Below are 11451 nucleotides of genomic sequence, written 5' to 3' on the forward strand. Positions count from 1 at the left end.
GATCGACTCCTTGAACATGCGGCGAACCCGCCTCGGCCTCATGCCGGCGCGCCTGGCCCGGTTTCCCCTGTCAAGGCAGCTGCTCGGCCAGTCCGACGATGATGCCCTCCGGGCCGCGGAGGTAGCAGAGGAGATGGCTGTCCTCGTACCGGGCGATCTCGCCGACGAGTTCGGCGCCGTGGGGGCGCAGGCGGGCAACGGTGTCCTTGAGGTCGTCGACGGCGAACATGACCCGGTGCGTGCCGAGGATGTTGTGCGGCCGGTTGCGCGGACCGGCGCTGATCACCGCGGGGCTGCGGTACTTCGCCAGCTCGAGGCGGCTGTGGCCGTCCGGGGTCCGGACCATCGCGATGTCACAGCGGACGCCGTCGAGTCCGGTGCACTGGTCGGCGACCCGGCCCTCCACCTCCGCCCTGCCCTCCAGCTCCATACCGAGTTCCACGAAGAACGCGATGGCGGCCTCCATGTCCTCGACGACGATGCCGACGTTGTCCATCCGCTGAATCGCCATGCGGGTTGCTCCCTCTTCCCCGTGCCGCCGGTGGTGGCCGCTGATGTCCCTGGGACGGAGCCGGTGGCACGTTCTCGACATCCTCAGAGCCAGGCGGGCTGTAGTGCGATGACGCCCCTCGACGGTCCTCGTCCGGACCGCGACGGCCACCTCACCGTCACTGTCGTTCGGCGGCTCCGCCGCCGTCGGTGGGCAGCCAGCAGCCGTGCAGGCCGAGCGGGACCCGGACGGGGATGCGGGCGCGCGCCACCGGTCCGGAGGCCGGGTCCCCGGCCGGCACGACCAGGAACCAGCTCGACCCGTCGGTGCGGTCGGTGGCGAAGGTGAGCCAGTAGCCGCGCTCCTCGGAATCGGTGCCCGGCTCGGGAGCGAAGACCGGTTCGCCCACCGACAGGTCCCCGGCGTCCCAGACGGCGGCGGCCCCCGTCCGCACGTCGTGGAAGCGCACCGCGTCGTACTCGCCCGCCAGCAGGTCGGTCCGGCCGGTCGAGGTGGCCAGCGCGGTGTGCCGGTGGCGGCGGCCGATGAGCCGGTCGTCGATGCGGGGGAACTCCACCCGGGCGTCGTCCAGCAGGCTGCGGGTCATGGAGCCTGCCGCGGGGTCGATGCGCGCCCGTGCCAGACCGCCGCTGACCGGGTCCCGTGCCGCCCCCGGCGCGTCGCCGACGGTCAGCCGGCTCCACTGGACGTAGTCCAGGACCACCGGGGCGTCCGCGCCGGGGCCGTCGTCGTAGGCGTTCACGGTGTGCCACAGCCAGAACGCCTCGTCGTCCGCCCAGCGCGGCGGTCCGCCGTCGCGGGGGATCAGGACCACGCGGGTGCCCCGTTCGGGCCGCCAGGCCAGGAACGAGCCGCCCGCCATCGCCGCGTCCAGGTCGAAGAAGGCGGGTGCCAGCACCAGCACGGCGTAGCGGCTGGTCAGGGCCATGTCGTGGATCATCATCGGCTCGTCCACGCCCTCGACGGGGGTGGGCCCGCTCGTGACGGTGCCGTCGCGGCCGATGACCGACCAGGTCAGGTACGGCGGCTCCAGGCCGTAGCAGAAGACCACCATCTCGCCCGTGACCGGGTCGATCTTGGGGTGGGCGGTGATTCCCGCAGGCAGGCCCCCTTCGAAGTCCTCGCGGCCCAGGGTCTCCAGCCCGGCGCCGATCCGGTACGGGCAGGCCGACTCGGCCAGGGCCAGCAGCCGGCCCCCGTGCCGTACGACGTTGATGTCGGGCAGGTCCCGGAAGGTCCCCGCGAGCTCCGGTCCGACCTGCTCGGCATCCGGCACGATCATCGACTGCAGCCCTCCCCACAGGGCCCGCCCGGCCCGCTCCTCGGCCTCCAGGGCGGGAGTGCGCACGAAGCGGTTGCGGTAGCGGGCGCGGCCCTGCGACAGCCACACCCCGTGCAGCATGCCGTCGCCGTCGATGGGGTACAGGTACGAGCCGATCGGCGTGAAGCGGGGATTGGGGCCGTTGCGCAGGTACAGGCCGTCCAGGGCGGCCGGGATCTCGCCCGTCACCTCCAGGTCGACGGCGTCGACCTCCTCGGTCACCGGCGCGAACGATCCCACCAGGTGGGGGACGCGGGTGGGATCGAAACGGGGCGGCGTGTGCGTGTTCACGAAACCTCCCGGAGCGCGGGTGCGGCACCTTCCGGCACCTTCCAGTGAAACACGGTACGGACACCGGTGCCAGGTGCCCCGTCCGGACGCCCGGAATGCGAGGGCGCGCGGGCAAGCGCACGATGGGAGCCGGACGGGTGCCCGCTCCGGCAGGCGGCGCGGGGGAGACCGCTCCGCACTCCGCAGGGAGGCACCATGGCCGCGGACCGCACCGACGACCGGACGACCCCGACCCGCACGTCCCCCCGCCGTACCGGCGTCCTCCTCGGTTTCGCACCGTGGATCATCTTCGACGTGATCGCGAGCCCCAGTACGTGGAAGCTGGCCGCGTTCACCGCACTGATCGCCTCACTGGTACTGAACGCCCCTGACCTGCGGCGCGGCAGCGTCAAGGTGTTGGAGATCACCGGAATGGTGTTCTTCGCGGTGATCTCGATCCTGGCGCTCGTCCTCGACCGCGGAGACCTGCTCTGGCTGGAGACGTACGCACAGACGCTGGCGAGCGGGGTCATCGCGGCGGTCGCCCTCGGGTCACTGGCCTTCACGCCGTTCACCGAGCAGTACGCCCGCGAGTCGGTGCCCTCGCAGTACTGGGGCACCGCGCTGTTCCGCCGGACGAACCGGGTGCTGACGGCTGTGTGGGGCGTCGTGTTCCTGCTCATCGCGGTCGCCGGTCTGATCGCCGTGGAATCCGGCCACCACGGCGACTGGTTCAACTGGGTCATCCCCGTCGTCCTGCTCGTGGCCGCCGTCAGGATCACCGCCTGGTACCCGGATCACGTCAGGTCCACCGCCCGGCAGACCTGACTCGTGCGGACGACCCTCAACGCTGTTCGAGCAGTTCCCGCTCGCGCCCCCCGTCCGCCGTCGTACCGATCCATGCGGCAAGGACGTACGGGCCGGTCAACGCGAGGAGCGCGGCGAGCACCGCGGGAAGTGCCAGAGCGGTGGGCAGGGACGTGGCGGCCGCGATGTAGGCGATGGCCGCCGGGCCCACCAGGCTGCCGCTGTAGCTGAGTGTGGTGATCGTCGAGAGCTGGCCGGGCGTCCCGTGGCCGGCGGTGCTGGCCAGGACGGGCCAGATGAGCGCCATCCCGGCACCGGCCAGTGCCCATCCCGCATAGGCGCCGAGCGTGCCCAGGGTGGACGAGGAGATCACGAGCAGCAGCCCCGTCGCGGTGGCCATCCCCGCGGTCCGCAGCGTCACGCCCGGACCCAGGCGGGAGCGCAGGAAGTCGCCCGCGAAACGCACCACGGTCATGGCCGCGAGGAAGGCCGTATAGGCCAGGGAGGCCACGGCCGGCGTGACATCGAGAACCCGACGGGCGTGGACACCCGCCCAGTCGGTGGCGGCCCCTTCGGTGAGAAACGCGGCCGCGCCCAGCAGCCCCATCGCCACCACCAGCAGCGGGCTCCGACGCGCGGTGGTGCCCGGCGCGGCGGGACGGGGGGCGGGCGGCCGGGCCCGGAAGGTGGCGACGCCGATGGCCGCGGCCAAGACCAGTCCGCTGGAGGCCAGCACGGCCGCCACCCCGGCACCGGCCTGCAGGGCGGCAGCGACGGCGAGGCCGCCGCCCACCGCGCCGACCGTCCACATGGCGTGCAGCCGGGACATGGCCGGCTGCTGGTGGACGTGCTCGGCAGCGGCGGCGTGCAGCGTCAGCACGACGTTGAGGCCGCCCAGAAGCAGCCCCAGCACCCCGGCCGCGACCATCAGCGCCCCGTAGCCGTCCGCGACGGCCGGACCGACGAGGGCCAGCGCGGCGGCGGGAGCGGTCCACACGAGCAGCGGCCGTGCGGCCAGGCGCCCGGCTGCGGCCATGCCCGCCATCGCGGAGAGCCCCATCGCCAGCAGCACCCCGCCCAGCCTGCCCTCACCCAGGTCCAGGCGGGCGTCCAGGGCGGGCAGGCACGCCCCCCACTGCGCATTGACCACACCGGTGAGCAGGTAGATCAGCCGCAACCGTGCGAAGTCGGTCACCGCACGACTCGTAGCATGTCCAGGCCGGTGATCAGGTGGTCGCCCAGGCGGGGCCGGGCGGACGGCACCGGACGCATCTCGATGGTGGTCATCCCGGCCGCCGCACCGGCGTCGATCCCCGCCGCCGCGTCCTCCAGCACCACGCACCGGCCGGCCGCCGCGCCCAGGCGGCGGGCCGCCTGAAGATAGCCCTGCGGGTCGGGCTTTCCGGCCGTCACGTCATCGGCGGTCACCAGTACCGCGGGTATCGGCAGGCCCGCGGCCTCGAGGCGGGCCCTGGCCACCGCGCGTCGCCCGGAGGTCACCACGGCCCAGGGCCCGGCATCCGCCAGGAGGCTCATGGCCCCGGGGGAGGCCGAGATGCCCGCGGTGTCCTCGACCTCACGGACCAGCAGGCGGGCCTCCTCGGCGGACGAGTCCAGGCCGGGCGCCACCAGCTCTACCAACTCGCGGGTGGTACGGCCGCCGGACAGTTCGTGCACCGTCGCGGGGTCCAGCCCGTGCTCCAAGGACCAGTCGCGCAGATGGCGTTCGATCGTGGGCAGGGAATCGACCAGCACTCCGTCCATGTCGAACAGCAGGGCGTCGCAGGACAGCCGGATGTCGGGTTCAGCGGACAGCAGCATGGGGGAGGAGTCCTTCTTCAGCGGGGTGGGTGTGACCGAGGATCTCGCCGATGACCGGAGCCCAGTCCCGGGGGTCCAGACCATGGCCGCCGAGGGGCAGGGTCGTCATCTTCGCGCCCGGGATCTCCCGGGCAAGGGCGAGGCCGTGTTCCAGTGGGAGGAGCTGGTCGTGCGCGCCATGGAGGACCAGCGTGGGTACCCGGATCTCGGGCAGCCGGGCGCGCCACGGAGCGACAGGCTCCACGTAGTAGTGATTGGTCAGGCTGGACTCGATGTTCCCTGCCCGCTCGACCACCCTGCGCGCCCGGTCCCGGGAGGAGTGCTCGTCGAACTCCCGCCCCGGTCCGGCGTGCAGCCGGTCCAGGAACACGATGTGGTCCGCGACCGAGGCCTGGTCCGACCACTGCGGCCAGGGCGCGTTGTGCAGTTCGACCTGGGTCTCGAGCGGGGTGGGCGGCAAGGTCGGGTGTTCGGGATCCGCGTCGCCCGGGCTGCTGGAGATCAGCGTCAGCGATGCCACCCGGCCGGGATGGGCGAGCGCGACCAGTTGGCTGACGGCTCCGCCTTGGGACAGCCCGACCAGATGGACCTGCGTGACCCCGAAGGCGTCCAGGATGCCGATCGCGTCGGAGGCCAGATCATGCAGGTCGTAGTCCGGTGAGCCCGGCATGCAGGTGGTCGAACGGCCGGTGTCCCGTCCGTCGTAGCGCAGTACGCGCCGTCGTCCGGCGGCCAGCCGGGTACAGAACTCCCGGTCCCAGGCGAGCATGCACGCGCCCGTGCCGGAGACCAGGAGGAGCACGGGGTCCCCCTCCTCCCCGAACGCCTCCACGAACAGTTCGGTTCCGGGGAGGCGGACCGTCGCTGTCTCACGCATGGACGCTCCTGCCGGCCACGTGCTGAAGGACCTGCGTGTACGCGGCGGCCTCGGCCGGCAGGCCGTGCCTGCTGTCGATCATCCGGCGGGCGTTGCCCGCCAAAGAGGCCGCGAGCGAAGGGTCTTCCAGCAGCCTCTGGGCTTGCGTTCTGAACTCGTCCGGACTGTGGAACAGCAAGCCGGTGATGCCGTCGGCCACCAGACAGGTGTTGCCGGGAATATCGCGGGCGATGACCGGGGTGCCCAGATGCATGGCCTCCAGCACCGCGTTGGGGCTGCATTCGCTGAGCGAGGTGTTCAGTACGGCGGTGGCCTCCCGCATCGCCGCGTGCAGGTCCCGGCGGTTCAGGGCGCCGGCGTAGTGGACTCCGCTGTGCCTGAGACATCGACGACGCAGGATCTCTTCGAACCCGTCGTAGGCGACGCCCGCTATGACCAGACGCACGCGGGGGTCCTCCCGATGCCACTCGTCCACACACGCGGTCAGGAAGAGGGGGTCCTTGACCGGACGCAACCCCGCCGGCAGGAGGAAGACCTTGGAGTCGTCCGGCAGTTCGAGGCGATTCTTCAGCGAGAAGTCGGACGGGTCGGTGTCCACCGCCTGGGGAATCGAGTACAGCTTTTGGATGGTGTCCGGCCACAGGGCCAGACATCGCAACACGAAGTCGTCGTTGAACGCCACTAACGCCTCCGCACCGGCCACCGCCTCGGTCATGACCGCGAGATGGGCGGGGTCCAGGGAGAACTCGTTGAGATCGGTCCCGCCGAACACCACGATGTACGGGACGTTCAGGCGGTGCCGGATCTCACCCGCGGCCACCGCATGGGTCACGATCGCGGCGTCGAAGCTCAGCCCCCCGACCCCGTCGGCAAGGACCTGGGGGAGGGAACTGGCTTCCACCAGCCGTAATTCATGACCCACACTGGATAAATGAGCCGCGATCCGGCGGATCGTCGTGTCGTTTCCGGTTCCTGGAGCACTATCTGCGATTGCCGCAATGATCATGGCGTGCATGACCTTTCGTCAGAAACGGGCTCGCGACTGCGTGGGAGAGGCCCTACACCGCGCCCCGGCAGGCCCGGGCGGGCGGGCCCGGCGCGGACGGTGCCGCCACGTGCGGTTCGAGCACGGGCGCGGACCTGGACCCAGCCTCCACAGGACACGCGAACAGGTTCCGGACAATGTCCCGCCCACCCCTAGAGAGCCCACAGAGCCGGACCAGAGGCCCCCACCCGCCCCACAGCCCCGAAACACGCAGCCGGCGCCGGCGGCGGCACCCCGGTCGGTGCCTGGGCTCACGACGCGTGTGCGGAAGTGGAACCTCCACCAAGCGTCCGTACGAGGACGTGCTGCGGTCACAACTTGTACACACCGCGCCAAGTCCACCCGGCCGCGAGGACGGTGTTGCGCAGCGGGTCCTTCAGGTCCCGTGAGTCGAAGCTGAACGTCTCGACCCTGTGCCTGCGGCCGTCCGGCCCCGTTTGCAGGGTCCATTCCTTCCGGATGCCGCGGATCGGCCCGCGGCCGCGTGCGCGCGCCACGGTCCGGCCCGGCTCCGCGCCCGCCCGCGTCACCTCGAACTGCTCGTCCATGGCACGCACCTCGCGCTCGCGGGGGCTCAGGTGCATCCAGATCTTGAGGGTCCGTTCCACCTGCCTGCGGGTGCCACCGGAGCCCGAGGCCGGCTCCAGGAACCGCCACTGCGCCAGCAGGTTCGCACGGCCCGTGCCCGTCTCGCGGATGCGGAAGGGCGCGCCCGTGCCGTTGAGCGCGAGCAGGGCGGTCCGCAGCTCGTGGGTGGGAACGGCCTCGGTGCACGCGTCGGCGTAGCGGGTTCCCATCCACTTGTCCCACATGCGCCCCACTGCTACGCCGCCTTCTTCGCCGACTCGGCATGCACGGCAGCGAGCGAGACGTTCGGGTCGCCGCCTCCCGGGTCGGCCGGAAGCCGGCCCTCGGGCAGGCGGAACTCGTGCGGGACCGGCAGTGACGTGCGCATTCGGGCTCTCCTTCCACGGCGAAGTACAGGCGAAGTACATCAGTCCGTCAGCCGGCCGCCGAAATCGCCGCCTTGTCGCCCACGAGGTCGGCGGCAAGGCTCGCGGCCGCGGAGTACCCGTCCGGGTCGAACGTGATCTCGCGGCCCACCGCCCCGCCGAAGCCGGGGCAGCCCCTTTTCGTCCTCTTGACGATATGCGACCCCTTCGTTATCGTCGCATTGACGAAATAAAGGGGGTCCCTCATGGCCGACATCACCCGGCGCTTCGGCTGGCGTCATCTGCGCTCCGCGCCCACCGCCCACATCCGCCACCACAGGCGCGGCCGGCTCGTCCACGACGGGCGCGGGCTCAGTTTCTGGTACCGGTCGCTGTCGGCGGCGCTTTCCGAAGTCCCCGTGGACGACCGCGAGCTGGCCATGGCCTTCCACGCCCGTACGTCCGACTTCCAGGACGTCGCCGTGCAGGCCACCGTCACGTACCGGATCAGCGACCCGGCCGAGGCCGCGGAGCGGATCGACTTCTCCGTCGACCCGGACACCGGTAGCTGGCGCGGCGCGCCCTTGGAGCAGATCGCCACCCTTCTCACCGAGACCGCGCAGCAGCACACCCTGGACGTACTGGCCCGCACCCCGCTGGCCGCCGCCCTGGTGGACGGCGTCGCCTCCGTACGGGAACGGGTCGCCGCCGGTCTCGCCGCCGAGCCCAGGCTCCCGGCCACCGGTATCGATGTGGTGGCCGTGCGGGTCGTGGCGATCCGCCCCGAGGCCGAGGTCGAGCGCGCCCTGCGCACCCCGGCCCGCGAGCAGATCCAGCAGGAGGCGGACCGGGCCACCTACGAACGCCGGGCCGTCGCCGTCGAGCGCGAGCGCGCCATCGCCGAGAACGAACTGGCCAGCCAGATCGAACTGGCCCGCCGCGAAGAGCAGTTGGTCGAGCAGCGCGGCACCAACGCCCGGCGCGAGGCCGAGGAGAAGGCGGCGGCCGACGGCGTGCGGACGGAGGCCGAGGCAGCCCGCAAGGTACGCCTGGCCCGCGCGGACGCCGAGGCGGCGCGCGAGACGGGCGCGGCGCGCGCCGAGGTCCAGGCCGCATGGCTGCGCGTGCACGACGAAGCCGGCCCGGGCACGCTGCACGCCCTGGCGGCGACCCGGCTGGCGGAGAACCTGCCGCGGATCGAGAGCATCACGCTCTCTCCCGACGTCCTGACCGGGCTCCTCACCAGGCTCGGACGTCCGGAAGGCGGCGCGGGCGCGTGAGCCTGGCCCCGCGGGCGGTGATCGTGCACCGCAGGACCGAGTACGAGGAACTGCTCGCCCGGCACGGGACGCACGGGCAGGCCGCGTTCTTCCTCTCCAGCCGGGGCCGGTCGATCGACGAGGTGGCCCGCCGCCACGACCGCACGCGGCAGGCGCTGCGGGAGGTGGCGGCGGCGGTGCCGCTCACCTGGCGCAGCTCCCGGGTGGAGCGGGCGGACCTGGACCGCTTCCTGTTCGCCCCGGAGGACGTGGTGGTCGTGGTCGGCCAGGACGGCCTGGTCGCCAACACCGCGAAGTACCTGCGCGGACAGCCGGTGGTGGGCATCGACACCGACCCGGGCCGCAACCCGGGGGTCTTGGTCCGCCACCGCTGCGCCGACGCGGCCGCCCTGCTGCGTGCGGCGGCCGCCGCCGGCGACCCGGCGGAGGAGCTGACCATGGTCGAGGCCGTCGCCGACGACACCCAGCGCCTTCTCGCGCTGAACGAGATCTACCTGGGCTCACCGGGTCACCAGACGGCCCGCTACCGCCTGGGCTCCGAGGGCGAGAAGGGCCCGGGCGAGGCGCAGGCATCCTCCGGGGTGCTGGTGGGCACCGGCACCGGCGCCACCGGCTGGCTGCGCTCCCTGTGGCTGGAGCGCGGCAGCCCCGCGCCCGGGCTGCCCGCACCCTGCGACCGGCGGCTCCTGTGGTTCGTGCGCGAGGCCTGGCCGTCCCCCGCGACCGGAACGACGAAGGTCGCCGGCGAACTGGAGCGGGGACAACGGCTGCAGCTGACCGTGGAGTCGGACCGGATCGTGGTCTTCGGGGACGGGATGGAGGGCGACGCCCTGGAACTGACCTGGGGCCAGAGCGTACGGCTGGGCATCGCGGAGACGTCGCTGCGCCTGGTGACGTGAGCGGCCGGCCCCCGGCTGGGGCGCTGGAGTGCTCGGTATCGAGCCCCGCCCCCGCGTCTGCGGCGGCGCCGGCTGGCGATGCGGCCAGGCCGGGGCCGCCGGACCGGTGGCGTTCATCCGGCCGCGCGGAGTCGGGTCGCGGCCGTTTCGGCCTCCCGCACGACGCGGTCCGTGTCGACGTCCACGAGCCGGCCGCCGAACTTGAGGGGCCGTCCGTCCACGAACACGGCGTCGATGTTCTCGGGCCGCCCGTTGTAGACGGTCTGCCCGACCCAGTCGAAGCGCGGCGCGAAGTTCAGGGCAGCGGGATCGACGACCACGACGTCGGCACGCTTTCCGGGGGTTAAGGAGCCCACCCGGTCGCTGATCCCGAGGGCCTCGGCGCCGCCGAGCGTGGCCATCCGCAGGATGTCGTGCACTTGCGGGAAGACCCCGGCATCCGTCGCGCGGGCGCGCTGCAGGCCGACGGCCGTCTTCATCAGCGCGTGGAAGTCCGAGCTGTCGTTGGTCCCGCCGTCCAGGCCGAGGCCGACCTTGACGCCCCGCCGTCCGAACTCGGACAGCCGCATGATGCCCGAGGCCAGCCGCATGTTGCTGAGCGGGCAGTGGGCCGCACGCACGTCGTGCGCGGCGACGGCGGCGATCTCGTCGTCGGTCAGGTGGATCGCGTGGTTGATCAAGAGCCGCGGACCGAGGGCGCCGATGTCGGTGAGGACTCCGATGGGGTCGTCGGCGCGCTGCTCGGGGCGTTCCAGGACGTGGGAGTTGAGCATGACCCCGAGGTCCTGGGCGGCTTCCCAGTGCGCGTGGTTGAGGTGTTGGACGGGGCGCGCCGCGTGCGTGGCGACCTGGAAGCCGGCGAGCGGAACCGGGTCGACGAGCTCCTTCTTCACCTTCGTGACCAGCGTCGGATCGGCTTCGGAAGGGAACATCGCGTAGGTGAACCGCACTCCGCTACCGGTCAGGGCCCGTACGTAGCTCTCGATGAGGTCGTAGGAGAAGATGTCCACCCAGTCCACGAGGGTGGTCACGCCCGACTGGACGGCGTCGAGGGCGGCGAGGCGTACGAAGCTGTGCACGGCCTCGGGGGTGAGCCGGTTCCGCTGGGGGTTGGTACATCGGGTGAACCAGCCGAACAGGTCCCCGTCGGTACAGCCCCCGCGGATCACCGCCTGCCAGAGGTGGGTGTGCGTGTCGACGAACCCCGGCATGGCCAACTTGCCCGAAGCGTCCACGATCCAGGTACCGGGCGGGGGCCGCAGGCTCCTGCCGACGGCGGCGATGGTGCCGTCGCGCATCAGGACGTCGGCGTTCTCGACGGCGCCGAGGGGGCCGCTGCCGAGGGCCGGGTCCATGGTGAGCACCAGCGAGGCGCCGCGCAGCAGGACCACCGGGCCGACCGGGACGCGCGGGTCGGCGGGGCGGCTCGGGCGTTCGGGGCGGGTGGTGGTGCCGAGGACGAGCGGGGCGGCAGCGGCCAGGCCGAGGCCGGTGAGGAATCCGCGGCGGCTGGGGGCCGGCGTCGGGGTGGGGGATGACTGCATGGCGTAGTACCTCCCGAAGGCTCAGAACGGAAGGCCCGCCCGGGCGGCGCCGTGTGAGCGTCGGTCAGGGGCGGGAAATTACCCGCAGCATTCCCAGCGAACGGCCATTCGATAGGCGTCCGCGGAAAACATTTTCCGTTCCGG

13 protein-coding genes are annotated in these 11451 nt (G+C 72.2%); 3 read left to right on the top strand and 10 right to left on the bottom strand.

What is annotated here, in order from left to right; genetic code table 11:
• Positions 1-70: 70 nt before the first annotated feature.
• Both AB0D66_RS18225 and AB0D66_RS18230 read right to left on the bottom strand, forming a co-directional pair.
• The gene (locus tag AB0D66_RS18225) at positions 71-511 is read right to left on the bottom strand and encodes a VOC family protein (protein ID WP_362303869.1); all 441 of its coding nucleotides are present in this window, start codon (positions 509-511) and stop codon (positions 71-73) included.
• 157 nt (positions 512-668) lie between these two features.
• The gene (locus tag AB0D66_RS18230) at positions 669-2123 is read right to left on the bottom strand and encodes a carotenoid oxygenase family protein (protein ID WP_362303871.1); all 1455 of its coding nucleotides are present in this window, start codon (positions 2121-2123) and stop codon (positions 669-671) included.
• Positions 2124-2318: 195 nt separating this feature from the next.
• Between AB0D66_RS18230 and AB0D66_RS18235 the strand changes: the two genes are divergently transcribed.
• A complete protein-coding gene (locus AB0D66_RS18235; RefSeq protein WP_362303874.1) occupies positions 2319-2930 on the top strand; it encodes a hypothetical protein in 612 nt (203 codons plus the stop codon).
• A gap of 16 nt (positions 2931-2946) precedes the next feature.
• Here the strand turns inward: AB0D66_RS18235 and AB0D66_RS18240 are convergent, their stop codons facing one another.
• From AB0D66_RS18240 to AB0D66_RS18270, 7 genes are all read right to left on the bottom strand, one after another.
• On the bottom strand, positions 2947-4104 hold the full coding sequence (locus AB0D66_RS18240; protein ID WP_362303877.1) for a hypothetical protein: 1158 nt from the start codon (positions 4102-4104) through the stop codon (positions 2947-2949).
• Positions 4101-4730, bottom strand: coding sequence for an HAD-IA family hydrolase (locus AB0D66_RS18245; protein WP_362303879.1), 630 nt, complete (start codon positions 4728-4730; stop codon positions 4101-4103). The genes AB0D66_RS18240 and AB0D66_RS18245 overlap by 4 nt, the downstream gene beginning before the upstream one ends.
• Positions 4714-5607 (bottom strand): alpha/beta hydrolase, encoded by an 894-nt coding sequence (locus tag AB0D66_RS18250; RefSeq protein ID WP_362303882.1) that lies wholly within the window; start codon positions 5605-5607, stop codon positions 4714-4716. Before AB0D66_RS18250 ends, AB0D66_RS18245 begins: the two co-directional genes overlap by 17 nt.
• Positions 5600-6622: a glycosyltransferase gene (locus AB0D66_RS18255; RefSeq protein ID WP_362303884.1), complete on the bottom strand. Its 1023-nt coding sequence runs from the start codon at positions 6620-6622 to the stop codon at positions 5600-5602. Before AB0D66_RS18255 ends, AB0D66_RS18250 begins: the two co-directional genes overlap by 8 nt.
• 341 nt (positions 6623-6963) lie before the next feature.
• A complete protein-coding gene (locus AB0D66_RS18260) occupies positions 6964-7464 on the bottom strand; it encodes a hypothetical protein (protein WP_362304020.1) in 501 nt (166 codons plus the stop codon).
• 11 nt (positions 7465-7475) lie between these two features.
• Positions 7476-7607, bottom strand: coding sequence for a hypothetical protein (locus AB0D66_RS18265; RefSeq protein WP_362303887.1), 132 nt, complete (start codon positions 7605-7607; stop codon positions 7476-7478).
• A 47-nt stretch (positions 7608-7654) separates the two neighbouring features.
• A complete protein-coding gene (locus AB0D66_RS18270) occupies positions 7655-7852 on the bottom strand; it encodes a hypothetical protein (RefSeq protein WP_362303890.1) in 198 nt (65 codons plus the stop codon).
• On the opposite strand from AB0D66_RS18270, the gene AB0D66_RS18275 reads away from it, so the two are divergent.
• Positions 7851-8864, top strand: coding sequence for an SPFH domain-containing protein (locus AB0D66_RS18275; RefSeq protein ID WP_362303893.1), 1014 nt, complete (start codon positions 7851-7853; stop codon positions 8862-8864). The two genes, AB0D66_RS18270 and AB0D66_RS18275, sit on opposite strands and share 2 nt — an antisense overlap.
• Positions 8861-9763: a hypothetical protein gene (locus AB0D66_RS18280; protein WP_362303896.1), complete on the top strand. Its 903-nt coding sequence runs from the start codon at positions 8861-8863 to the stop codon at positions 9761-9763. Before AB0D66_RS18275 ends, AB0D66_RS18280 begins: the two co-directional genes overlap by 4 nt.
• 113 nt (positions 9764-9876) lie before the next feature.
• On the opposite strand, the gene AB0D66_RS18285 is transcribed toward AB0D66_RS18280, so the two are convergent.
• Entirely contained in the window at positions 9877-11307 is a 1431-nt protein-coding gene (locus AB0D66_RS18285; RefSeq protein WP_362303898.1) for an amidohydrolase family protein, read from the bottom strand.
• Between the last annotated feature and the right edge of the window lie 144 nt (positions 11308-11451).

The organism is Streptomyces sp. NPDC048270 (assembly GCF_040652335.1).
Taxonomy (GTDB): domain Bacteria; phylum Actinomycetota; class Actinomycetes; order Streptomycetales; family Streptomycetaceae; genus Streptomyces.